Source organism: Streptomyces sp. Ag109_O5-1 (assembly GCF_003814875.1).
In the GTDB taxonomy this organism is placed as follows: domain Bacteria; phylum Actinomycetota; class Actinomycetes; order Streptomycetales; family Streptomycetaceae; genus Streptomyces; species Streptomyces sasae.
The window spans coordinates 1783262-1807282 of the sequence record NZ_RKQF01000001.1 but is presented as its reverse complement, the minus strand read 5'-3'; the positions used below and the strand labels follow the sequence as shown (position 1 = coordinate 1807282).

The following is a 24021-nucleotide window of genomic DNA, read 5'->3' as shown; positions in this document are numbered from 1 at the left end:
GTTCAGTAAGTTTCGGCTCCGTAATCTCCACTGAATCTGTACGACCCGATTACGGCCTCCTGCTGGTTACCGACTGGTCAGATGCGAGGTGCCGAGGTGCTCTCTGAAGACAGCGCCACCGTGACGGATTCCGTCACTCCGATCGCCGTCCGGGGTGCCCGCACCCGAGGTGAAGGCGGCCCCGCGACTGAGGCCATGCCGTTTTTTGCGGAGGGTGAAGCAGTGGACGTATGAGGGGTTGTGGTGAGTCTGCGGGCCGGTGGGGGCTGGTCGCGCAGTTCCCCGCGCCCCTTGCGGGGCGCTGCAGCTAGGGGCGTCTCAAGCGGGCTCCGCTGGCCAGGATCGCTGCCGCCAGGGCGTCGGCCGCCGTCTGTGCCGCTGTGCGTCTCTGGCTGTGTACGAGGACGAAGTCGACCTTGCCCAGCTCCGGCAGGCCGGCCCGGTCCGGGACGCGGAACAGGCCCGGTGGGATCAGGCCCCTCGAATGGGCCATCACCCCCAGACCCGCCCTCGCCGCCGCCATCAGGCCGTTGAGGCTGCCGCTCGTGCAGACGATGCGCCAGTCGCGGCCCTGGCGTTCCAGTGCCTCCAGGGCGAGAGCGCGGGTGATGCCGGGCGGGGGGTAGACGATCAGCGGGACCGGGCGGTCGGGGTCCAGGCGGAGCCGTTCCGCGCCGATCCACACCAGATCGTCATGCCAGACCAGCTCGCCCAGCGGGTCCTCCGCGCGGCGCTTGGCGAGAACCAGGTCCAGCTTTCCGGCGGCCAGCTGCTCGTGCAGCGTGCCGGAGAGCTCCACGGTCAGTTCGAGGTCGACCTCGGGATGGTCGTAGCGGAAGCCCTCCAGGATCTCCGGCAGCCGGGTGAGGACGAAGTCCTCCGACGCGCCGAAGCGCAGCCGGCCGCGCACCCGGGTGCCCGTGAAGAACGCCGCCGCCTGCTCGTGCACCTCCAGGATCCGGCGGGCGAACCCGAGCATCGCCTCGCCGTCCTCGGTCAGCTCCACGGAGTGCGTGTCGCGGGAGAACAGCTGCCGGCCGGCCGTGTCCTCCAGCCGGCGCACGTGCTGGCTGACCGTCGACTGGCGCAGCCCCAGGCGGCGGGCGGCCTGGGTGAAGCTGAGCGTCTGGGCCACCGCCAGGAAGGTGCGCAGCTGCGAAGGGTCGTACACTCGAACATGTTATCGCGGAACGTGATGGCAGTCAGAGTGGTATACGGGATTCCCGATCACCTGGTGGAGGAGGACGATGGAGAGGGGCCTTCCGGCCCTGGTGACAGCCCGGCCGTACACGCCGGTCCCACCTCCTGCCCGACCCGCAAGTGGAGCGCCGTGAAACGTCTGACCTGGCCCAGTCGGATGCCGATCGACCCGTACGTCCTGCTGCTGCTCGGGACGGTGTGTCTCGCCGCGCTGCTCCCGGCCCGGGGCGCGGCCGCCGACGTGGCCTCCGGCGCCTCCACGGCCGCGATCGCCTTCCTCTTCTTCCTCTACGGCGCCCGCCTCTCCACCCGCGAGGCCGTCGAGGGGCTGCGCCACTGGCGGCTCCACGTCACGGTCCTGGTCTGCACCTTCGTGATCTTCCCGGTGCTCGGCCTGGCCGCCCGGGGCCTGGTCCCCGTACTGCTCACCCATCCGCTCTACCAGGGCTTCCTCTTCCTGACCCTGGTCCCCTCGACCATCCAGTCGTCGATCGCCTTCACCTCGATCGCCCGCGGCAACGTGCCCGCCGCGATCTGCGCCGGCTCCTTCTCCTCCCTCGTCGGCATCGTCATCACCCCGCTGCTCGCCGCCGCGCTGCTCGGCAACAGCGGGGGAGGATTCTCCGTCGACTCGATGGTCAAGATCGTGCTCCAGCTGCTGGTGCCGTTCGTCGCCGGGCAACTGCTGCGGCCGTGGATCGGCGCCTTCGTCACCCGGCACAAGAAGGTCCTCGGCCTGGTCGACCGCGGCTCCATCCTGCTGGTCGTCTACACCGCCTTCAGCGAGGGCATGGTCCGGGGCATCTGGCACCAGGTCAGCCCCGTCCGGCTGGGCGGACTCCTCGTGGCCGAGGCCGCCCTGCTCGCCGTGATGCTCTTCCTGACCTGGTACGGCGCCAAGGCGCTCGGCTTCGGCCGCGGGGACCGGATCGCCATCCAGTTCGCCGGGTCGAAGAAGTCCCTCGCCTCCGGGCTGCCCATGGCCAGCGTCCTGTTCGGCGCCCACGCCTCACTGGCCGTACTGCCGCTGATGCTCTTCCATCAGATGCAGCTCATGGTCTGCGCGGTGATCGCCAAGCGCCGCGCCCACGACCCGGAAGCACAGGAGGACGTCCTGCCCCCGGCCGCCCCAACAGCGCGGTCACGGCCGGCCGTCGGCACGGGGACGCCCGGCCGCTGAACACCTGAAGTCAGGGGCGCAGCACCACCTTGCCCAGGTTGGCCCGTGTCTCGATCACCTCGTGCGCCCGCGCGGCCTCCGCGAGCGCGAACTCCCCGTGCACGGCGGGCCGTACGGACCCGTCCGCGAACAGCCGCCACAGTTCCCGACGCCACTGCTCGTAGAGCGCCGGCCGCTCGCGCGCGATCCGGGCGATCTGGAAGCCGGTCACCGTCTTCGCCTCCACCAGCAGGTCGTACGCCCGGACGGTCCCGCCGCCCGAGCTGTACGCCACCAGCCGGCCACCGGGGGCCAGCGCGGCGAGCGCCGGGGCGAGCAGGTCACCGCCGACCGCGTCCAGGGCGTAGTCGGCCGGGGTGTCCCAGTCGCCATCGCCGTACGTCACCACCGCCTCGGCGCCCAGGGAGCGGACGAAGGGCGCCTTGGCGGGGTCGGAGACGGCGCCCACGACACGGCCTGCTCCCCGGACGCGGGCGAGCTGGACGGCGAGGTGGCCGACTCCGCTCGCCGCCGCCGTGACCAGGGCCGTCTCGCCCGGTTCGGGGCGGGCCGCCGTCAGGGCACCGAGGGCGACCACGCCGCTGCGCACCAGGGCCACCGCGTCGACGGCGGACGCCGTGCCGGGGACGGGCGAGGCCATCGCCTCCCGCAGGACGGCGAACTCGGCATAGCCGTGGCCGAAGCACAAGCCGGTGACCCGGTCGCCGGCACGGAAGCGGGCGACGCCCGCACCGACGGCCACCACCTCGCCGGCGATCTCGCCGCCCAGCGGCGCCGGCTCCGCCGCCTCGGTGACCTTGCGGACCACGGGCAGTGTGACCCCGACCGCCTCGCAGCGCACCAGCAGCTCACCCGGCCCGGCCTCGGGGACGGGGGCCTCCTCCAGGAACAGGGGGCCGCCGGTGGACTCGTACCGGACGCGACGCATCGCACCTCCGCAGGGCAGGAAATTCATTGGACTCCCCAACGATAGGAGGGATTCGTTGGGGAGTCCAATGAATTTTCGTTGGAGGAGCCAACGGGTTCTTGGCTAGGCTGCTCCCATGGCCGAAGCCCCCCTCCCCGCCATCCGCTCCCTGCCCAGCTGGCTGCTCGGCCGGACCGCCGCCCGCGGCCGGGCCCTGGTCGCCGAGGCGCTCGCGGAGCACGGCATGCGGATGTGGCACCACGTCGTCCTCTCCGCCGTACGCGACCTCGCCCCCGTCGCCCAGGCCGGCCTGGGCCGATCGGTCTCCCTCGACCCCAAGGACCTGGTCGGCGTCCTCAATGACCTCCAAGCCGCCGGTCTCGTCCTGCGCACACCCGACCCCGCGGACCGCCGCAAGAACGCCGTGTCCCTCACGGACGAAGGCGGCCGCCTGCTCGCCCGCTGCGAGGAGGCGGCCCGCGCGGCCAACGACACGCTGCTCGCCCCGTTGTCGGCGGCCGAACGCGACCAGTTCATGGGCCTGTTGATCCGGATTTCCGGTACGGACGGCTCATGAAGGCTAACGTTCCGTCATGACCGCACCCCTGGCACTCGACCCGGCGCGCACCGCCCTCGTCCTCGTCGACCTGATGGACCGCATCGTCGCGCTGCCCCTGGAGCCCCGCAAAGGCACCGAAGTCCTGCACACCGCCGAGGAACTGGCCGCCGCCTTCCGCGCGGCCGGCGCCCCCGTGGTCCTCGTCCGCGTCGAGCGGCCCGCCCTCGCGGAGCAGCCGCCGGGCAGCGCGCTGGTGGCCGGACTGTGCAAGGAAGGGGACGTGGAGATCACCAAGCGCACGATCGGCGCTTTCCAGGGCACCGAACTCGACGCCCGGCTCCGCCGGCTCGGCGTCACCCGGCTGGTGTTCGGCGGCATCGCCACCAACCTCGGCGTCGAGTCCACCGCCCGCGCCGCCGCCGACCTCGGCTACGACCTCGTGTTCGTCGAGGACGCCATGGCCGCCCTCACCGCCGCGGAGCACGAGGCGTCCGTGCGGCTCGACTTCCCGCGCCTCGGCACCGTCGTGACCGCCGCCGGCCTGCGCCTCACCCCCGCCTGACCGTTCAGACCAGCGACCCGCCCCCGTCCACGACCACGACCGACCCGCTGCTGTACCCCCCACGCATCAGATACAGATACGCCTCGGCCACATCCGCCGGCTCGCCGACCCGCCCCACCGGCAGCGACTCGGCGGACGACCGGAACAACCCGTCCCGGTCCGCCTCCGGCAGCTCCCGCCACAGCTCGGTCCGCACCACCCCCGGCGACACCACGTTCACCCGCAGCGGCGCCAGCTCCACGGCCAGCGCCCGGGTCAGCGACTCCATCGCCCCGCACAGCGCCGACGCGACACTCGAACCGGGCAGCGGCCGCTGCCCCGCCGTCCCCGTGGTGAGCACCACCGACCCGCCCGGACGGATCGACCCCGCGCCCCACTTCACCGCCGTGTACGCACCCCACAACCGGGTGTCCAGGAAACGCCGGGCCCGCTCGACGTCCGTCTCGGCCACACTCTCCAGCAGCAGCGAGTCACCCGCCGTGTACACCAGATGGTCGTACTCGCCGACCGCCGCGAAGAAGCCGCGCACCGCGTCCCCGTCCGATGCGTCCAGCACCAGCCCCTCGGCGCCCTCGGGAAGCACCTTCAGCGCCGCGTCCACGTTCTCCTGCCGGCGCGAGGCGACGACCACCCGCGCGCCCTCCCGTGCGGCGCCCTCGGCGACCGCCAGCCCGATGCCCGACGTGCCCCCGATGACGACGACACGCTGTCCCTGCAGACCCATGACCGATCCCTTTCCCAGCCGGTTTTCCGTCCCGTTCGGACGCTTCCAGCCTGCGGTCCGGCGGTGTCCGCCGTCCAAGACCTCTTTGAGCGGTGGCGATACCCTGGAGGCATTGCCACCGTGCGGGAAGGGGCCGGCCATGGACCTGGATCTGCGCAAGGTCCGCTACTTCGTGGCGGTCGCCGAACTCCTCCACTTCGGCCGGGCGGCCGAGCGGCTGCACATCGCGCAACCCGTGCTGAGCCGTCAGATCCGCGCACTGGAGAAGGACTTGGGCGCCGACCTGTTCGTACGCGACAGCCATGGCGTGACCTTGACCGACGCCGGACACCAACTCCTCGACGACGCACGCCCGTTGCTGGCCGGCACCGGCGCCATCCGGCGCCGAGTCCTACAGGCCGCACGCGGCCGGCGGCGACTGGTCGTCGGCTTTCGCGCCGGCGTCGTCGTCACCGGCGCACTGCGCGCCTTCACCGCGGCACACCCGGACATCGAGGCGGGCGCCCGCCGGGTCGAGTGGGACGACCAGGAGCAGCTGATCCTGGACGGCACCGTCGACATCGCCTACGTACGCCGGCCCGTCCGGCAGGACGGACTCGAACTGCGCCCCCTGTACAGCGAGCCTCGCGTGGCCATGCTCCCGGACCGCCACCGGCTCGCCGGGAAGCAGGAGATCTCCCTCGCCGACCTCGACGGCGAACAGTGGCTGCGCTACAACGATCCCCGGCCAGGCGACCTGCCACTGCGCACCATCGAGGAGAAGTTCGAGTGTGTGGCCGCCGGCACCGCCATCACGATGGTGCCCCGCTCGGCCGCCGAGCAGTACTCCCGTCCGGACATCGTCTACGTCCCGGTCGTCGACGCCGAACCCGACCAGGTGCTGCTGGCCTGGGCCGCCGGCCGGCACTCCCCGCTGGTCGCCGCGTTCGCCGAGGCCGCGGCGGGGGTCGCGATGCCCGACTGAGGCGGGGCCCCTGCGGCGCAGGGGGCGCTCCCCGCCGGTCGGGGCCCCGCCGCCGTGTCGCGGGGAACCGGTCAGCCCTGGGCGGCCGCGGCCCGCAGGGCGATACGGTCCTCGCCCGCGTACACGTTCATGTTGCTGCCCCGCAGGAAACCGACCAGGGTCAGACCGGTTTCCGCCGCCAGGTCCACCGCCAGCGACGACGGCGCCGAGACCGCCGCAAGCACCGGGATGCCCGCCATCACGGCCTTCTGCGCCAGCTCGAAGGAGGCCCGCCCGGAGACCAGGAGGATGGTGCGGGACAACGGCAGCTGACCGTTCTGCAGCGCCCGGCCCACCAGCTTGTCCACCGCGTTGTGCCGACCCACGTCCTCACGGATGTCCAGCAGTTCGCCGTCCTCCGAGAACAGCGCCGCCGCGTGCAGCCCCCCGGTCCGGTCGAACACCCGCTGCGACGCGCGGAGCCGGTCGGGGAGGCTCGCGAGCAGCTCGGGTGTGACCCGGACCGGGGGAGTGTCGGCTATCGGCCAGCGAGCCGTCGTACGCACCGCGTCCAGGCTCGCCTTGCCGCACAGCCCGCACGACGAGGAGGTGTAGACGTTCCGCTCCAGGGTGAAGTCGGGCAGCTGGACGCCCGGCGTGGTGCGCACGTCGACGACGTTGTAGGTGTTGGAGCCGTCGACCGTGGCGCCCGCGCAGTAGACGATGTTCTGCAGGTCGTCGGCGGCCGCCAGCACCCCCTCGCTCACCAGGAACCCGGCGGCCAGCGCGAAGTCGTCGCCGGGTGTGCGCATGGTGATCGCGAGAGGTTTCCCGTTGAGTCTGATCTCCAGCGGTTCCTCGGCGACGAGCGTGTCCGGCCGGGCGGAGACCGCTCCGTCGCGGATGCGGATGACCTTGCGTCGTTCCGTGACTCGTCCCATGTCCTGATCAGCCCCGGTTCTGTACGTGCTGGTAGCCGAAACGGCCCTTGATGCAGAGATTGCCGTGGGTCACCGGGTTGTCGTGCGGCGAGGTGACCTTGACTATCTCATTGTCCTGCACGTGGAGCGTGAGGTTGCAGCCCACACCGCAGTACGCGCACACGGTCGTCGTCTCCGTATGCCGAGACTCGTCCCAGGTGCCGGCCGCCCGCATGTCGAACTCCGACTTGAACGACAGCGCCCCGGTGGGACAGACCTCCACGCAGTTCCCGCAGTAGACGCACGCCGAGTCGGTCAGCGGGGCGTCGTGCTCGACGGCGATCCGGGCGTCGAAACCGCGCCCGGAGACGGATATCGCGAAACTGTTCTGCCACTGGTCGCCACAGGCGTCCACGCACTTGTAGCAGAGGATGCACTTGCCGTAGTCGCGGACGTACAGATCGTTGTCGACCCTGGGTTCCTCATCGAGCCGGGCCGCGTCGGGGCCGAAGCGGTCCGGCTTCGCCTCGTACTCCTTGATCCATTCGGCGGCGCGCGGGGTCGTCGACAGGTCCACCGAGGAGGCCAGTAGCTCCAGCACGAGCTTCCGGCTGTGCCGGACGCGTTCGGTGCCGGTCTTCACGACCATCCCAGGCTCGGCCTTCCGGGAGCAGGCGGGCACCAGCGTCCGGGACCCCTCCACCTCCACCACACACACCCGGCAGGCGTTCTTCGGGCGCAGGGTGTCCCCCTCGCACAGCGTCGGGACGTCCTTGCCTGCCGTCCGGCACGCGTCCAGGATCGTCGAGCACTCCGGGACCCGCACCTCCTGGCCGTCGATCGTGAACTCCAGCAGCCGGCGCGGGATCCCCAGCGGTGTGACGGTCATTCGTACGCCCCCAGACGGTCGATGGCGGATTCCACGGCGTTCCAGGCGGTCTGCCCGAGACCGCAGATCGAGGCGTCCCGCATCGCCCGGCCGACCTCGCGCAGCAGGGCGATGTCCCCGGCCGCGTCGGCGCCCGTGCGTGTCACGATCCGGTGCAGCGCCTCCTCCTGCCGGACCGTCCCGACCCGGCACGGCACGCACTGCCCACAGGACTCCTCCCGGAAGAACCGGGCTATCCGGAGCAGGAGCCCAGGGAGCGGCACGGTGTCGTCGAAGGCCATCACCACGCCCGAGCCGAGTGTGGTGCCGGCCTCCCGGGTGCCTTCGAAGGTGAGCGGGATGCCGAGTTCGTCCGGCCGTACGAAGCCGCCCGCGGCGCCGCCGAGCAGCACCGCCCGCAACCCGTCCCGCACCCCGGCCAGCCGGAGGAGCTCGCCGAGCGTCGCACCGAAGGGGAGTTCGTAGACGCCCGGCCGGGCCACGCACCCGGACACACAGAACAGCTTCGGACCGGTCGACCGCTCCGTCCCGATCGCCGCGTACGCCGGCGCGCCCATGGTCAGGATCGGCAGGACGTTGACCAGCGTCTCCACGTTGTTCTCGACCGTCGGCTTCCCGAACAGCCCCTTCTCCACGGGGAACGGCGGCTTGGAACGCGGCTCGCCCCGGTACCCCTCGATCGAGTTGAACAGGGCCGTCTCCTCACCGCAGATGTACGCCCCCGCACCCCGCCGGATCTCGATGTCGAAGGCGAACCCCTGCCCGAGGACGTCGTCGCCGAGTAAGCCACGGGCGCGCGCCTGGTCGACCGCATGCTGTATGCGATGTATCGCTCGCGGATACTCACCGCGGATGTAGACGAGACCCCGGTGCGCGCCGATCGCATACGCCGCGATCGTCATCGCCTCGACCAGCGCGTACGGATCGCCCTCCATGATCACGCGGTCCTTGAAGGTGCCCGGCTCGGATTCGTCGGCGTTGCAGACCAGGTAGTGCGGACGGTCCGGCTGGGACGCCGTGGCCTGCCATTTGCGGCCGGTGGGGAAGGCGGCCCCGCCGCGCCCGACCAGACCGGAGTCGGTGACCTCGCGGATGACCCCGGCCGGCCCGAGCTCGAAGGCGCGGCGCAGGGCGGTGCAGCCGCCGTTCGCCCGGTAGTCGTCGAGGGACGACGGATCGACCACGCCGACCCGTTTCAACAGGATCAGACCCTCCTGACCCTCCTGACCCGCCTGGGGCACGGCCGTCGCCGCCGGCGGTTCCTGCGGCGCCGAGTCCGGTGCGGTGGCCGCGAGGACGGCCGCCTCGACGGTAGCCGGGGCCGACACCGCCGTACGCACCGGGTCGCCCGCCCGGACGGCGAGGGCCGCCGGGGCGCGCTCGCACAGGCCCAGGCACGGGCTGCGCTCGACGTGCACCCCAGGGCCGAGAGCCGCCTCCGCCCCGTCGCACAGCCCGGCCGCCCCGGCCGCCGTGCACGCCAGGTCCGTGCAGATGTGCAGGACGGTGGCCGGGCGGGGCCTGACGGAGAACATGGCGTAGAAGGTGGCGACGCCGTAGGCCTCGGCCGGGGGGACCGTCAGACGGCGGCACAGGTAGTCGAGGGCGCCCTCGCTGATCCAGCCGATCCGGTCGTTGAGGGCATGCAGCCCCGGCAGCAGCAGGTCCCGGCGGTCCCGGGCCTCGCGGCCGCCGCGCGCCCAGCGCAGATCCGCGTCGGTGCGGTCGGCGCCCTCCCAGGAGGACTCCGGAGGGCCCAGCAAGGCGTCCACGGCGGCCCGTTCGTCGTCCGTCGGTCTGCTGTCGCCGAAGTGCAGGTCCACTTGTGTCACCTCACGATGGTCGCGACCGGGAGCTTCTCGATACGGATAGCCGACGCCTTGAACTCGGCCGTCCCCGCGATCGGGCAGTTGGCCTCGATCGTCAGCTGGTTGGTGTCGACCTCGTCGGGAAAGTGCATGGTCATGAAGGCGAGCCCGGGGCGCAGGGCCGTGTCGACCCAGACCGGCGCCACGACCGCGCCCCGCCGCGAGGACACCCGGACCTCCTCGCCGACGGTCACCCCATACCGCTCGGCGTCCTCCGGGCACAGCTCGACGTACTCGCCGCGCCGCAGCGGGGAGGCGTAACCCCCGCTCTGCACACCGGTGTTGTAGGAGTCGAGCCGTCGCCCGGTGGTGAGCCGGATCGGGTACTCCTCGTCGGTGAGATCGACCGGCGGATCGTGCCGGACCAGCCCGAACGGGGCCGGCAGACCGCGCCTCGCCGGGTCCTTCTCCCACAACCGGCCGTGCAGGTACGTCGGTTCGAGACGCTCGGTGCTCGGGCACGGCCACTGGATGCCCTGGTGCTCGGTGAGCCGGTCGTACGTCATACCGTAGTGGTCCGGGGAGACCGAGCGGAGTTCGTTCCAGACGGCCTCCGCGTCCGCGTACTTCCAGTCGTGGCCGAGCCGGGCCGCCAGGTCACAGAGGATGTCGATGTCCTCGCGGGCCTCGCCGGGCGGGGTGACCGCACGGCGTACCCGCTGAACCCGGCGCTCACTGTTGGTCGTCGTGCCCTCGGTCTCCGCCCAGCCGGCGGTCGCGGGCAGCACCACGTCCGCCAACTCGGCCGTCCTCGTGAGGAAGATGTCCTGGACGACGAGGAAGTCGAGGACCCGGAGCCGTCGTAAGGCCTGTTCGCTGTCCGCCTCCGACTGGGCCGGGTTCTCGCCGATGCAGTAGACCGCTTTCAGCGAGCCCTCCTCCATCGCCTCGAACATCTCGGTGAGGTTCAGCCCGTAGTGCGGCTGGATCACCGTGTCCCAGGCGGACTCGAACTTCAGCCGGATACCGGGGTCGAGGATGTCCTGGAAGCCGGGCAGGCGGTTGGGGATCGCGCCCATGTCGCCGCCGCCCTGCACGTTGTTCTGACCGCGCAGCGGCTGCAGCCCGGCGCCCCACCGGCCCACCTGGCCGGTGAGCAGCGAGAGGTTGATCAGGGCGCGGACGTTGTCGGTGCCGTTGTGGTGCTCGGTGATGCCGAGGGTCCAGCACAGCTGGGCGCGCTCGGCGCGGGCGTAGGCGTGCGCCAACTCCCTTATGGCGGCGGCCGGTACGCCGGTCACCTTCTCCGCGAGCGACAGTGTCCACGGCTCGACCAGCGCCCGGTACTCCTCGAAGCCGGTCGTCGCCCGCTCGACGAACGCCTCGTTGGCCAGCCCCGCGTGGATGATCTCCCGGCCGATCGCGTGCGCCATCGGGATGTCCGTGCCGACGTTCAGCCCGAGCCAGCTCTCCGCCCACTCGGCGGTCGAGGTACGGCGCGGGTCCACCGCGTACATCCGGGCGCCGTTCCGGATCCCCTTCAGCACGTGCTGGAAGAAGATCGGGTGCGCGAAGCGGGCGTTGGAGCCCCACATCACGATGACGTCGGTGTGCTCGATCTCCTCGTACGAGGAGGTGCCGCCGCCGGAGCCGAAGGCGGCGCTCAGACCGGCCACGCTCGGGGCGTGACAGGTCCGGTTGCAGGAGTCGACGTTGTTGGTGCCCATCACCACCCGGGCGAACTTCTGGGCCACGTAGTTCATCTCGTTGGTGGCGCGGGCGCAGGAGAACATCCCGAACGCATCGCGGTTGCGCTCCAGGCCACGGGCCGCCCGGTCCAGGGCCTCCTGCCAACTCGCCTGCCGGAACCGCTCGTCACGGGAGTCCCGTACCAGCGGGTGGGTGAGCCGGGTGTAGGTCTTCGGCTGCCGTTTCCTCATGCGGCGCTCCTCAGCGCGAGCAGGTCCGAGATGGCGTGCACGGTGCGCAGGGTGGGTACCTCCACGCCGGTGATCTCCGCCAGCTCGACGACGGCCGCGAGCAGCACGTCGAGTTCCAGCGGCTTGCCGCGCTCCAGGTCCTGGAGCGTGGAGGTGCGGTGGTCGCCGACCTTCTCGGCGCCCGCGAGCCGGCGTTCTATGGAGACACCGACCTCGCAGCCGAGCGCCTCGGCCACGTCGAGCGTCTCGCGCATCATGATCTCGATGACCCGGCGGGTGCCGCCGTGCAGGCACATCTGCCGCATGGTGGCGCGGGCCAGTGCGCTGATCGGGTTGAAGGAGATGTTGCCGAGCAGCTTGAGCCAGATGTCGTTGCGCAGGCCCGGTTCCACCGGGCACTTCAGTCCGCCGGCCTGCATGGCCTCGCTGAACCGCAGACAGCGCGTGGACATACTGCGGTCGGGCTCGCCGACCGAGAACCGGGTGCCCTCCAAGTGCCGTACCACGCCCGGGGCTTCGAGCTCGGTGGCCGCGTAGACCACACAGCCGACGGCGCGTTCGGGGGCGAGCACGGCGCTGACGGCACCGCCCGGGTCGACGCTCTCGACGCGGTGGCCGTCGTAGGGGCCGCCGTGGCGGTGGAAGTACCACCAGGGGATGCCGTTCTGGGCCGCGACCACCGCCGTGCGCTCGTCGAGCAGCGGCTCGATCAGCGGCCCACACGCCGCGTACGAGTTGGCCTTCAGACCCAGGAAGACATAATCGACCGGGCCCACCTCGGCCGGGTCGTCGGTGGCGTGGGTGTGCGCGGTGAAGTCGCCGCGCGGGCTCAGCACCCGTACTCCGTACTGCCTCATGGCCGCCAGATGGGGTCCACGGGCGATGAGATGGACATCGGCGCCCGCGCGGTGGAGCGCGGCACCGACGTAGGCGCCGATCGCACCGGCGCCGAGGACTGCGACTTTCACGGAACGCTCCGTTCGGTTTGAGGGATACCGCGGAGGTGGCCTCGGGGAAGGCCGGATCGTGTCAGGCATCGGCCGCATCATGTCGACGAAATATTGTCTACAGTATGGAGTTGACGGCGACAAGGGTTCGGACAGTGACCGTTCGGCGCATTCTGGATACCGCTCACCGCATACGATCGAGTCGTCGGGTTCTCAACTACCGGACGTGGCCGTACCGTTCGGGACTCATGAGCAGCCCCCCTGTAGCGCCGCCGGGCTGGAGCCGCTGGCTCGTCCCGCCCGCCGCCCTCTCCGTCCATCTCTCCATCGGCCAGGCATACGCCTGGAGCGTGTTCAAGCCGCCGCTCGAATCCGCGCTGAACCTGAACGGCACCGAGAGCGCGCTGCCCTTCCAGCTCGCGATCGTGATGCTCGGCCTGTCGGCCGCGTTCGGCGGCACCCTGGTCGAGCGCAACGGACCGCGCTGGGCCATGACGGTGGCCCTGATCTGCTTCTCCTCCGGCTTCCTGATCTCCGCCCTCGGCGCCGAGACCAAGCAGTTCTGGCTGATCGTCCTCGGCTACGGCTTCGTCGGCGGCATCGGCCTCGGCATCGGCTACATCTCGCCCGTCTCCACACTGATCAAGTGGTTCCCGGACCGCCCCGGTATGGCCACCGGCATCGCCATCATGGGCTTCGGCGGCGGCGCGCTGATCGCCTCGCCCTGGTCCGCGCAGATGCTCTCGTCCTTCGGCAGTGACAACGATGGCATCGCCCTCGCCTTCCTGGTGCACGGGCTGTCGTACGCCGTCTTCATGACCCTCGGCGTGCTGCTGGTCCGTGTCCCCCGCACCGAGAAGCCGGTCGCGGACGCGCCGAGCGCCTACGAGGGCGTGCAGGTCTCCGCGAACAGCGCGATCCGCACCCCGCAGTTCTGGTGCCTGTGGGTCGTGCTCTGCATGAACGTGACCGCGGGCATCGGCATACTGGAGAAGGCCGCCCCGATGATCACGGACTTCTTCGCCGGCAGCTCCACCCCGGTGACGGTGTCCGCGGCGGCCGGCTTTGTCGCCCTGCTGTCCGCCGCCAACATGGCCGGCCGTATCGGCTGGTCGTCCACGTCCGACCTGATCGGCCGCAAGAACATCTACCGTGTCTACCTCGGCGTCGGCGCCCTGATGTACCTGCTGATCACCCTCTTCGGCGACTCCTCCAAACCGCTGTTCATCCTCTGCGCGCTGGTGATCCTCTCTTTCTACGGCGGCGGCTTCGCCACCGTCCCCGCCTACCTCAAGGACCTCTTCGGCACCTACCAGGTCGGCGCCATCCACGGCCGGCTGCTCACCGCCTGGTCCCTCGCCGGTGTGCTCGGACCGCTGATCGTCAACTGGATCGCCGACCACCAGAAGGCCGCCGGCAAGCACGGCTCGGACCTGTACACCCTGTCCTTCGGCATCATGATCGGCCTGCTCGTGGTCGGCTTCGTCGCCAACGAACTGGTCCGGCCGGTCGACGCCCGCCACCACATCCCCGCCCCGAGGGAGGCAGTCGATGTCGAACGACAGCAGCCGGCCTGAGCCCGACCGCCGCTGGCTGATCGCGCTCGCCTGGATCTGGGTGGGCGCGCCCTTCGCCTACGGTGTGTACGAACTCATACAGAAGGCGACACAGCTGTTCAACGGCTGAACCGGAAGCATGTCCGGGCGTCCGATGGTCTGCAAGAAGCCGACAACTCGGGCGCCCGTTTCCTGTGGCCTTACGTGCCGTCGTACCCGTGAGTCACTGAACAGACTGGTGGGCCCGCACACCGAGGCAACGAGGGGGATCCACCACCCATGAACGGCTCGCGCATCGCCGCCGTCGGCCACTACCAGCCCGCCAGGGTACTCACCAACGAGGACCTGGCGAGCATGGTCGACACCAGTGACGAGTGGATCCGCAGCCGGGTGGGCATCAACACCCGGCACATCGCGGGCCCCGACGAACCCGTCGACGAGCTGGCCGCGCACGCCGCCGCCAAGGCCCTCGCCGCGGCCGGCCTCACCCCCGCGGACATCGACCTGGTCCTGGTCGCCACCTCCACCGCGATCGACCGCTCCCCGAACATGGCCGCGCGCGTCGCGGCCCGCCTCGGCATCCCGCAGCCCGCCGCGATGGACATCAACGTCGTGTGCGCCGGCTTCACCCACGCGCTCGCCACCGCCGACCACACCGTCCGGGCGGGCGCCGCCACCCGGGCCCTGGTCATCGGCGCCGACAAGATGTCCGAGGTCACGGACTGGACCGACCGTACGACGTGTGTCCTGGTCGGCGACGGGGCCGGCGCGGCCGTGGTCGAGGCGTGCGGACCGGGCGAGGAGCCCGGGATCGGACCGGTCCTGTGGGGTTCCGTCCCCGAGATGAGCCACGCCGTACGGATCGAGGGCACCCCGCCCCGGTTCGCGCAGGAGGGGCAGAGCGTCTACCGCTGGGCCACCACCCAGCTGCCGCCCATCGCCCGGCGTGCCTGCGAGAAGGCCGGGATCGCCCCCGCCGACCTGGCGGCCGTCGTCCTGCACCAGGCCAACCTGCGGATCATCGAGCCGCTCGCGGCGAAGATCGGTGCGGTCAACGCGGTCGTCGCCCGTGATGTCACCGAATCGGGGAACACGTCGGCCGCGAGCATCCCGCTCGCGCTCTCCAAGCTCGTCGAACAGGGCCGTGTCTCCGGCGGCGACCCGGTCCTGCTGTTCGGCTTCGGCGGCAACCTGTCGTACGCCGGGCAGGTCGTGCGCTGCCCCTGAGGCGCCGACGAGGGGCGTGTGTCCCGCGGTGAGGCGCCCAACTCCTGCTTCCTCCGGCCTTGTGCACCGTAGACTGTAGACGAAAGACAATCGATACTGGATTGACTCTCTGCACTGACTCTCTGCGCGTCCGCCGAGGAGGGGGAAGCCGATGTTGTCTGCCGGGCTGCCGCAGGGCGCGGTGCCGAAGCTGGAACGCCCCGGCCCGCTCCGCGACCGCGTGTACGAGGCCCTGCTGGAGCTCATCACCACCCGTGCCCTCCAGCCGGGCCAGCACCTAGTCGAGAGCGAACTCGCCGGTCACCTCGGCGTCTCCCGGCAGCCGGTCCGCGAGGCGCTGCAGCGGCTGAACACCGAGGGCTGGGTCGATCTGCGGCCCGCCCAGGGCGCGTTCGTCCATGAGCCGACGGAGGAGGAGGCCGACCAACTCCTCACCGTCCGCACCCTGTTGGAGGCGGAGGCGGCGCGCCTGGCGGCGGCCAACGCGGACAAGGCGGGAGTGGCCGCGCTGGAATCGCTCTGCGTCGAGGGCGAGAAGGCGGTCACCGCGGACGACGTGGACACGGCCGTCGCCCTGAACGCGGCCTTCCACGCCAAGATCATGACCCTTGCCGGCAACACGGTCCTCGCCGAACTCGCCGCCCAGGTCGACCGCCGGGTCCGCTGGTACTACACCCCGGTGGCCCGCCAGCGGGGCCGCCAGTCCTGGATCGAACACCGTGAACTGATAGCGGCGATCACGACCCGGGACGAGCAGCTCGCGACCAGCCTGATGCGCGAACACACCGAGCACACGCGGCGGTCGTACCACGAGCGGGCGCAGGACTGAGACTGCGTACCGGCTGAGCACGGGGGCTTCGTGGGCGAGTTGAACTGCCGTGTAGTCAAAGGGCGTTCGGCTGGCTACTCTCTGAAATCCGTCGCAGTCAGGGAACGGTGCCACACAGCTTGTCGTCGTCCGGTGCTGACTCCAGGGGGCTGGCTTGTCCGAGATGATCTTCAAGTTCGAGGGGGACGGGGCGAGGCGCCTGGGGCAGTGGTTGTCCGAGGACGACAACCTGACCCGAGCCACGATCTCCGTCAGCGGGCCCCCGACGCCTGCGGGGGACCAGGGTGTCATCGTGGACGTGGTGCGGGTGCTGGTGGACTCGACCCCGCTCATCACGGCGGTCCTGGCGGCTGCGCGGACCTGGCTGGACCGAGGGCAGGGGAATTGCGCGTTCACGGTCCATGTGCCCTGTGCCAACGGCTCCACCTTCTCGGCGACCGTGCGGACGGCCGCGGAGGCCAGCGAGGTCGAAGCCCGGTTCCGCAGGGACTGCGCGACGTGAAGGGAACACGATGACCATGCCGTGGCTTACGCGGCTGATTGACAGCGAGCGTTCCTGGGCCGTCCTGATGGGCACCTCCCGGCATACGCCGGCCAGCGGTCTGTCGGCGATTCCCCAGGCGGACTCCAGTATCGACGATCTCGCGACGGCACTGAGTGGAGCCTGGGGACTCTTCGAGAAGGAACGTGTCCTCAAGATCGTCGATCCGAGCTCCACGGACGAGGTTCTCTCGACACTGGACCACATGGCGGGGTCGGCACCGGATGTGGTCCTCTTCTACTACGTCGGTCATGGCATGGACTGCTCCGGCGAGGAAAGCGGACGCCGGGAGCTGTTCCTGGCCCTCACCGGTTCCGTCGACAACGGTACAGAGGCAGTCCGCACCGGCCTGCCGGTCAGCTCCGTACTCAGCCGTCTCCACTGTCTGCGGGCCAAACAGACGGTCGTCGTCCTCGACTGCTGCTTCGCCAGCCGGGCGCTCGACAGCCCCGGCGCCGGCAACATGCACCTGCTGTGTGCCACGGACCGGGTCAAGCCCGCGCGGTACCAACTGACAGACAGGCACACCGGGTTCACCGGCAGTCTGCTCAGGCTGTTCGAGAACGGGATCCCTGACGGACCCGAATACCTGGACCTGCACACGGTGTTCCAGCATCTCTCGGTGGTGCTGCCCACCACACGGAATGCCACCCCGCAGGACGCGAACGGCAAGCTGCCACGCCCGCACCAGCGCACCTCGGACCACCACGGACGGCTGGCACTGGTACGCAACCCGGCTTACGGCACCGCGCTCACTCCCGAAGGGCTGGCCGCGCGTTCGGAGTTCGCGCTGCGGGTCAACGAACTCGGCAGGGACCCGCTGGTCGAACCCGGCGACCAACGGATGTGGCTGGCCCACGCGGCCGAGCTGTTCGCGAAGATAGCGGCGGACACCGCCTCGCTCAGGCAAGGCGACGGCTGAACGAGACAAGCGGGGCCCCGCATCTGCGCAGGCCCCGCCGGTCCCGGAGACCTATGTGGTCGCCTCCGCCGTACGCGACCGCCTCAGCCGCGCGGCGCCTCCTGCGGCCGAGCCCGGCTGCCGCAACAGCAGCGCCACCCCCGCCGCCACCATCGAGACGCCGCCCGCCAGGGCGTACGCGCCGTTGTAGCCCCAGGCGCCGACCACCATGGAGCCGAGGCCGCCGCCGAAGAGGCCGCTGATGAGTTTGCCGCTGTAGACGAGGCCGTAGTTGGTGGCGTTGTAGTTCTCGCCGAAGTAGTCCGGGGTGAGGGCGGCGAAGAGCGGGTAGAAGGCGCCGCCGCCGAAGCCGGAGAGGAAGGCGAAGAACAGGAACAGCCATTCGCTCTTGACGTCGCCGGCCCAGATCACGCCGAACTGGGCGAGGCCCAGGACCACTATGACGAAGACCAGGGTCGGCTTGCGGCCGAAGCGGTCCGAGAGCCAGCCGACCACACCTCGGCCCACGCCGTTGATGACCGCCATCACGCCCATGGAGGAGGCGGCGACGAGGGGGCCGAAGCCCACGTCCTTCGCGAAGTCCACCTGGAACGAGATGCCGAAGATCGAGACGCCTGCCGTCATGACGATCGAGATCCACATCAGCGGGAGCATGCCGGTGCGGATCGCTTCCTTCGGGGTGAACTGGCGTACCGCGGGCGGGTTCTTGACGAGGGCCGTCCCGGTCCTGGAGCCGCCGGCGTGCGTGAGCGGGTCAATGTCGGCCGGCCACCAGTTCTTCGGCGGGTCCTTGAAGAAGAACGCCGAGACCAGGACGACGACCATCACGTACACGCCGATCAGGTCCAGGACCCGGTGGTAGTTCGCCGTGTCGAAGGCGTAGTTGAAGATGAAGATGAACGGGAGTGAGCCGTAGGCGAAGCCGCCGTTCACGAAACCCGTGCGGGCGCCCCTGCGTTCGGGGAACCACTTGCCGACCATGTTGATGCAGGTCGCGTAGACAAGGCCCGAGCCGAGGCCGCCGATCACACCGAAACCTATGATCGCCAGCCAGATCTCGCTGATGTGGGAGAGGGCCAGGAAGCCGATCAGGCACATCACGGAGCCGGTGTACATCGCCCGGCGGGCCGTGAGGATGCCCTTCTCCCGCAGCCAGCCCGCCGGGAACGCGATGCCGGCCTGGAAGAACACCCAGATGCTCAGGATCCAGAACGTGTTGGACTGCGTCCAGCCGTGCGCGTGGGACAGGGTGTCCTCCGCGGAGCCGTACGCGTACTCGAAGACGCTGATGGCCATCATGGCGACCCACGGGAGATACACCATGAGGTTGCGGGAGTGGCCGAGGATGTCCCGGTCGGTCTCGCCGATCCGGTAGACGCGGCCGCGGGCGTCCGTGACCTCGCGGTACGGGCGTCGTCCGGCGTCGGTGCTGTTCGTGGCTACAGGTTCTGCCGACATGTCACGCCATCTCCTCGCCGAGCGGTTGCGGGTTGGGGACGATGCGCCGGGCGCTGGGCCTGCCCGGTGCCTTGAGGAAGAGCGCCAGCACTGCGGAGGCCAGGCCGACGGAGCCCGCGAGCACGAACGCGCCGTGGTAGTCCCACTCACCGACGACGACCGCGCCCAGACCGGAGCCCACCAGGCCGGATATCAGCTTGGAGCTGTAGACCATCCCGTAGTTGGTGGCGTTGTTGTTCTCACCGAAGTAGTCCGCCGTCATGGCCGCGAAGAGCGGGAAGATCGCCCCGCCGCCGAAGCCGGAGACCATGGAGCAGAACAGGAAGAACGGCATGCTGTGCATCTGGCCGGACGCCAGGACTCCGAACTGTGCCGTGCCGAGCACGATGCAGACGATGATCAGGGTGTTGCGGCGGCCGTAGCGGTCGGAGATCCAGCCGATGACCCCGCGTCCGGTGCCGTTGACGATCGCCTTCAGGGACATGGCCGTGGCCACGATCCCGCCCGCGAAGCCCATGTCCTTGCCGAACGGCACCTGGAAGGCGATGCCGAAGATATTGATCCCGGCCGTGCAGAGCAGACAGAACCACATCATCCACAGGACGGGGGTACGGGCGGCCTCCTTGGGTGTGTACTGCTTGATCGCCGGCGGGTTCTTCTCCAACGCCCGCCTTATGCGCGGATCCTGACTGGCTCTCAGCGGATCGATGTGCGGCGGCCACCAGTTCTTCGGCGGGTCCCTGAAGAACCAGCCGGCCGACGCCACCACCAGGCACAGACCGATGCCGACCGCGGACAGGACCACCTTGTAGTTGCTCAGGTCGAGCACCGAGGTGAAGAGGAAGACGAAGGGCGCGGACCCATAGGCGAAACCGCCGTTCACGAAGCCCGTCTTGCCGCCCTTGCGTTCCGGGTACCACTTGCCGACCATGTTGACGCAGGTCGCGTAGACCAGACCGGCGCCGATGCCGCTGCACATGCCGAAGCCGAGATAGGCGACGACCACGTTCGGCGCGAACGCCAGCGACACATAGCCCAGCAGCGTGCCGGCCGCGCCGATCAGCATGGCCGTACGGGCGGGAAGCCGTCCGCTCTCCCGCAACTGCCCGGCCGGGAAGGCCACGGCCGCCTGGAAGAACACCCAGACGCCCATCAGCCAGAAGATGTGCCCGCTGCTCCACAGATGCGCCTCGTGGAGCGTCTCCTCCGCCGACGTGAACGCGTACTCGGCGGAGCTGATGCCCATCATGCCCACCCAGGGCAGGATGACCATCCATTTCCTTGTCCGGCCCATGAGATCGACATCTGTCTCGCCGATCCGGTACCTGCGGCCGTTGCGGTCCGTCACCTCCCTGAAAGGGACGGACGCCGATAGATCGATGGATGACATGTTCGCTCAGCACCCCTTGCGTCGAAAGCTCTGGCCAGCGCCCCCTGTCCAATGCCTTTCGCGCGCGCACGGGTCCCGGGGCCGGCCGAGGACGCGCTCCGCCGGCCGGCCCCTTCCTCGGCTACGTCATGACGCGCCCCCCAGCAGTCCGGCCGCCCGCGCCCAGCGGTACTTGGCGCCGAGCACGGCCACCGGCCGTTCGGTCGTGTACGGGTACGCCACGACTCCCCGCTCGTACAGGTACTGGCAGGCCTCCTCGACCTCGACGTCCCCCGCGAGCGAGGCGACGACCGGCTTCTCGATCCCCCGCTCCCGGAACTCCGCGACCACCCGGGCCGTCAGTTCGGCGAAGACCATCGGCGGGGTGACGATGGTGTGCCAGTAGCCGAGGACGAGTGCGTGGATCCGCGGGTCCTCAAGACCGAGCCGGATCGTCGCCTCGTACGTCGACGGCGGCTCGCCGCCTGTGATGTCGACCGGGTTGCCGGCGGCGCCGAACGGCGGGATGAAGCGCCGGAACGCCTCGTCGAGGTCCGGCGGGATCTCCATCAGGGCCAGCCCGTTGTCGGTCACCGCGTCCGACAGCAGCACGCCGCTGCCGCCCGCTCCCGTGATGATCACGATGTTGTCGCCCTGTGGGGCGGGCAGCACCGGCAGGCCGCGCGCGTACTCCAGCATGTCGTTCAGGCCCGGCGCCCGGATGACGCCCGCCTGCCGCAGGATGTCGTCGTACACCGCGTCGTCGCCCGCGAGCGCGCCCGTGTGCGAACCGGCCGCCCTGGCACCGGCGGCCGTACGGCCCGCCTTCAGGACCACAACCGGCTTCCTCGGTACGGTGTTCCGCGCCGCTTCCACGAACGCGCGGCCGTCCTTGAGGTCCTCCAGGTGCATCGCGATGCACTTGGTGTGCGGGTCCTCACCGAACCAGGTGAGCAGGTCGTCCTCGTCCAGGTCCGACTTGTTGCCGAGGCCTACGATCGCCGACACACCCGTCTTGGTGGTGCGTGCGAAGCCCAGGATCGCCATGCCGATCCCGCCCGACTGGGACGTCAGTGCCACCCCGCCCTTCACGTCGTACGGCGTGCAGAACGTGGCGCACAGGTCCTGCCAGGTGGAGTAGTAGCCGTAGATGTTCGGGCCGAGGAGACGGATGCCGTACCGTTCGCCGATCGCGACGATCTCGGCCTGGAGTTCGCCTTCGCCGGTCTCGGCGAAGCCCGAGGGGATGAGGACGGCGTTGGGGATCCTCTTCCGGCCCACCTCCTCCAGCGCCGCTGCCACGAACCTGGCGGGAATGGCGAAGACGGCCACATCCACCTCACCGGGAACGTCCGTGACACTCTTGTACGCCTTGCGGCCCAGAACGTCATCGGCCTTGGGGTTCACCGGATGGATCTCCCCGGCGAAACCGCCGTCGACGAGGTTGCGCATCACCGAATTGCCGATCTTGCCCCGCTCGTTGGAGGCGCCGATCACGGCGACCGAGCGGGGCTGCATCAACCGGCGCATGGTCGCCAGGATTTCGTCGCGTCCATACCGCCGACGGGCCGCCGGTACCTGGTCGGCGAGGATGATCCGGATGTCGGCGGCGACCGCGCCCTCCGGTGTGGCGATCACCGGGTTGAGGTCCACCTCGGCGATCTCCGCGAAGTCCGCGACGAGTTGGGAGACCCGGCGGATCTGCTCGGCGATCGCCCAGCGGTCCACGCCGGCCTGACCGCGCACCCCGCGCAGCACCTCGGCCGCCCTGATGGAGTCCAGCATCGACAGCGCCTCGTCGGCGATGACGGGCGCGAGCCGGAAGGTCACGTCCTTCAGTACCTCGACCAGCACCCCGCCGAGCCCGAAGGCGACGACCTTCCCGAAGGTCGGGTCGGTGACCGCACCGACGATGACCTCCTGGCCCTTGGGGAGCAACTCCTGGACCTGGACGCCTTCGATCCGGGCCCGCGCGTCGTAGGCCTTCGCGTTCTCGATGATCCGGTGGAAGGCGGCCCGCACGTCCGCGGCGCCCTCGACGCCGACGACCACCCCGCCCGCGTCGGTCTTGTGCAGGATGTCCGGCGAGACGATCTTCATGACGACCGGTCCGCCGAAGCGTGCCGCGTACGCCACCGCCTCGTCCACGTCCGTCGCCAACTCCTCGCCCGGTACGGCGATCCCGTACGCGTCGGCGACCATCTTGCCCTCGGGCGCGGTGAGTGCGGTACGACCCTCGGCCCGCACGGAGTCGAGGAGCGCACGGACCCGCAGTTCCCGGTCCTCTGCCATCACGTCAGATCACTCCGTTCGACTTGAGCAGGCGCAACTCCTCGCCACCGAGGCCCAGTTCGCCGATGTAGACAGCTTCGTTGTGCTCGCCGAGCAGCGGCGAACCGGTGACCTCGACCGGGGAGTCGGAGAGCTTGAGCGGGCTCCCGACGGTGATGAACTCGCCGCGCTCGGGGTGCGGGACGGTGACCACCATCTCGTTGGCGACCAGCGACTCGTCCTCGATGATCTCCTTGGTGGACAGGATCGGCCCGCACGGGATGTTGTGGGCGTTGAGCCGCTCCAGCACCTCCCACTTCGGGAGTGTCGAGGACCACTCCTCGATCAGCTGGAACATCTTGTTGAGCTTGGGGAGGCGGGCCTCCGGGGTCGCCCACTCGGGGTCCTCCGCCAGCTCGGGCCGGCCGATGAGATGGGTGATGGGCTGCCAGCCGACGGGCTGCACGATGACGTACACATAGTCGTTGGGGCCGCCCGGCGCGCACTTGACGGCCCAGCCGGGCTGGCCGCCGCCGGAGGCGTTTCCGGAGCGGGGCACCTCGTCGCCGAAGTCCTCGTTCGGGTACTCGGCAAGCCGGCCGTGGGTGAGTCGCTGCTGGTCGCGGAGCTTGACCCGGCAGAGGTTGAGCACGGCGTGCTGCATGGCGACGTTGACGCGCTGGCCGCGGCCGGTGCGCTCCCGCTGGAAGAGTGCCGCCAGTATCCCGGCCACTGTATGCACGCCCGTGCCCGAGTCGCCGATCTGCGCGCCCGTGGCCAGCGGCGGGCCGTCCTCGAAGCCGGTGGTCGACATCGACCCGCCCATCGCCTGGGCAACGACCTCGTACGCCTTGAAGTCGGTGTACGGGCCGTCCCCGAACCCCTTGATGGAGGCGTAGACGATCCGTGGGTTGATCTCCTTGATGCGGTCCCAGGCGAACCCCATCCGGTCGACCGCGCCCGGGCCGAAGTTCTCCACCATCACGTCCGAGCGGCGGATCAGCTCGGTCAGGAGCTCCTTGCCGCGCTCGGTCTTGGTGTTGAGGGTGATGCTCCGCTTGTTGCAGTTGAGCATCGTGAAGTAGAGGGAGTCGACGTCCGGGAGGTCGCGCAGCTGCCTGCGCGTGATGTCACCGGTCGGCGCCTCCAGCTTGACCACGTCCGCGCCGAGCCAGGCGAGCAGCTGGGTGGCGGAGGGGCCGGACTGGACGTGGGTCATGTCGAGGACGCGAATGCCCTCAAGTGCCTTGGTGGTCATGGGCGTTCCAC

22 protein-coding genes are annotated in these 24021 nt (G+C 70.1%); 10 read left to right on the top strand and 12 right to left on the bottom strand.

Annotated elements, in window-relative coordinates:
• Positions 1–307 precede the first annotated feature (307 nt).
• The gene (locus EDD90_RS08225; protein WP_123972445.1) at positions 308–1171 is read right to left on the bottom strand and encodes a LysR substrate-binding domain-containing protein; all 864 of its coding nucleotides are present in this window, start codon (positions 1169–1171) and stop codon (positions 308–310) included.
• A gap of 159 nt (positions 1172–1330) precedes the next feature.
• On the opposite strand from EDD90_RS08225, the gene EDD90_RS08220 reads away from it, so the two are divergent.
• Positions 1331–2380: a bile acid:sodium symporter family protein gene (locus EDD90_RS08220; RefSeq protein WP_123972444.1), complete on the top strand. Its 1050-nt coding sequence runs from the start codon at positions 1331–1333 to the stop codon at positions 2378–2380.
• Between the two features lie 10 nt (positions 2381–2390).
• Here the strand turns inward: EDD90_RS08220 and EDD90_RS08215 are convergent, their stop codons facing one another.
• Positions 2391–3308, bottom strand: coding sequence for a zinc-binding dehydrogenase (locus EDD90_RS08215; protein ID WP_123972443.1), 918 nt, complete (start codon positions 3306–3308; stop codon positions 2391–2393).
• A 115-nt stretch (positions 3309–3423) separates the two neighbouring features.
• Between EDD90_RS08215 and EDD90_RS08210 the strand changes: the two genes are divergently transcribed.
• Entirely contained in the window at positions 3424–3864 is a 441-nt protein-coding gene (locus tag EDD90_RS08210) for a MarR family winged helix-turn-helix transcriptional regulator (protein ID WP_123972442.1), read from the top strand.
• Positions 3865–3880: 16 nt separating this feature from the next.
• Positions 3881–4408, top strand: a complete 528-nt coding sequence (locus EDD90_RS08205; RefSeq protein WP_123972441.1) for an isochorismatase family protein — start codon at positions 3881–3883, stop codon at positions 4406–4408.
• A 4-nt stretch (positions 4409–4412) separates the two neighbouring features.
• Here EDD90_RS08205 and EDD90_RS08200 read toward each other — a convergent pair whose 3' ends face one another.
• Positions 4413–5132, bottom strand: a complete 720-nt coding sequence (locus EDD90_RS08200; protein WP_123972440.1) for an SDR family oxidoreductase — start codon at positions 5130–5132, stop codon at positions 4413–4415.
• A 139-nt stretch (positions 5133–5271) separates the two neighbouring features.
• On the opposite strand from EDD90_RS08200, the gene EDD90_RS08195 reads away from it, so the two are divergent.
• On the top strand, positions 5272–6096 hold the full coding sequence (locus EDD90_RS08195; RefSeq protein ID WP_123972439.1) for a LysR family transcriptional regulator: 825 nt from the start codon (positions 5272–5274) through the stop codon (positions 6094–6096).
• Positions 6097–6167: 71 nt separating this feature from the next.
• Here EDD90_RS08195 and fdhD read toward each other — a convergent pair whose 3' ends face one another.
• The 5 genes from fdhD to EDD90_RS08170 are packed head-to-tail and all read right to left on the bottom strand — an operon-like array spanning position 6168 to position 12600.
• Entirely contained in the window at positions 6168–7016 is an 849-nt protein-coding gene (gene fdhD, locus EDD90_RS08190) for a formate dehydrogenase accessory sulfurtransferase FdhD (RefSeq protein WP_123972438.1), read from the bottom strand.
• Positions 7017–7023: 7 nt separating this feature from the next.
• Complete coding sequence (locus tag EDD90_RS08185) at positions 7024–7884, bottom strand: 2Fe-2S iron-sulfur cluster-binding protein (RefSeq protein ID WP_123972437.1); 861 nt, start codon at positions 7882–7884, stop codon at positions 7024–7026.
• Entirely contained in the window at positions 7881–9707 is a 1827-nt protein-coding gene (locus EDD90_RS08180) for an NADH-ubiquinone oxidoreductase-F iron-sulfur binding region domain-containing protein (protein WP_123981013.1), read from the bottom strand. The genes EDD90_RS08185 and EDD90_RS08180 overlap by 4 nt, the downstream gene beginning before the upstream one ends.
• 5 nt (positions 9708–9712) lie before the next feature.
• Positions 9713–11632 carry a molybdopterin oxidoreductase family protein gene (locus EDD90_RS08175; protein WP_123972436.1) on the bottom strand — a complete coding sequence of 640 codons (1920 nt, stop codon included), beginning with the start codon at positions 11630–11632 and terminating at the stop codon, positions 9713–9715.
• Positions 11629–12600, bottom strand: coding sequence for a 2-dehydropantoate 2-reductase (locus EDD90_RS08170; RefSeq protein WP_123972435.1), 972 nt, complete (start codon positions 12598–12600; stop codon positions 11629–11631). The genes EDD90_RS08175 and EDD90_RS08170 overlap by 4 nt, the downstream gene beginning before the upstream one ends.
• Positions 12601–12827: 227 nt before the next feature.
• On the opposite strand from EDD90_RS08170, the gene EDD90_RS08165 reads away from it, so the two are divergent.
• The 6 genes from EDD90_RS08165 to EDD90_RS08150 all read left to right on the top strand — a co-directional run bounded on the left by EDD90_RS08165 (position 12828) and on the right by EDD90_RS08150 (position 17654).
• Positions 12828–14156: an OFA family MFS transporter gene (locus tag EDD90_RS08165; protein ID WP_123972434.1), complete on the top strand. Its 1329-nt coding sequence runs from the start codon at positions 12828–12830 to the stop codon at positions 14154–14156.
• On the top strand, positions 14131–14265 hold the full coding sequence (locus EDD90_RS56950; RefSeq protein ID WP_260327728.1) for a hypothetical protein: 135 nt from the start codon (positions 14131–14133) through the stop codon (positions 14263–14265). Before EDD90_RS08165 ends, EDD90_RS56950 begins: the two co-directional genes overlap by 26 nt.
• A gap of 149 nt (positions 14266–14414) precedes the next feature.
• On the top strand, positions 14415–15362 hold the full coding sequence (locus EDD90_RS08160; RefSeq protein WP_123972433.1) for a beta-ketoacyl-ACP synthase III: 948 nt from the start codon (positions 14415–14417) through the stop codon (positions 15360–15362).
• A 151-nt stretch (positions 15363–15513) separates the two neighbouring features.
• Complete coding sequence (locus tag EDD90_RS08155; protein ID WP_123972432.1) at positions 15514–16191, top strand: GntR family transcriptional regulator; 678 nt, start codon at positions 15514–15516, stop codon at positions 16189–16191.
• Positions 16192–16354: 163 nt separating this feature from the next.
• Complete coding sequence (locus tag EDD90_RS55195; RefSeq protein WP_260328697.1) at positions 16355–16693, top strand: effector-associated constant component EACC1; 339 nt, start codon at positions 16355–16357, stop codon at positions 16691–16693.
• 16 nt (positions 16694–16709) lie between these two features.
• Positions 16710–17654 carry a caspase, EACC1-associated type gene (locus EDD90_RS08150; RefSeq protein ID WP_185148984.1) on the top strand — a complete coding sequence of 315 codons (945 nt, stop codon included), beginning with the start codon at positions 16710–16712 and terminating at the stop codon, positions 17652–17654.
• Positions 17655–17705: 51 nt separating this feature from the next.
• On the opposite strand, the gene EDD90_RS08145 is transcribed toward EDD90_RS08150, so the two are convergent.
• The 4 genes from EDD90_RS08145 to frc form a co-directional block, all read right to left on the bottom strand.
• The gene (locus tag EDD90_RS08145; RefSeq protein ID WP_123972430.1) at positions 17706–19112 is read right to left on the bottom strand and encodes an OFA family MFS transporter; all 1407 of its coding nucleotides are present in this window, start codon (positions 19110–19112) and stop codon (positions 17706–17708) included.
• 1 nt (position 19113) lies between these two features.
• Positions 19114–20502 (bottom strand): OFA family MFS transporter, encoded by a 1389-nt coding sequence (locus EDD90_RS08140; RefSeq protein WP_123972429.1) that lies wholly within the window; start codon positions 20500–20502, stop codon positions 19114–19116.
• A gap of 126 nt (positions 20503–20628) precedes the next feature.
• Positions 20629–22773 carry an acetate--CoA ligase family protein gene (locus EDD90_RS08135; RefSeq protein ID WP_123972428.1) on the bottom strand — a complete coding sequence of 715 codons (2145 nt, stop codon included), beginning with the start codon at positions 22771–22773 and terminating at the stop codon, positions 20629–20631.
• A gap of 4 nt (positions 22774–22777) precedes the next feature.
• On the bottom strand, positions 22778–24010 hold the full coding sequence (gene frc / locus EDD90_RS08130; protein WP_123972427.1) for a formyl-CoA transferase: 1233 nt from the start codon (positions 24008–24010) through the stop codon (positions 22778–22780).
• Positions 24011–24021 lie beyond the last annotated feature (11 nt).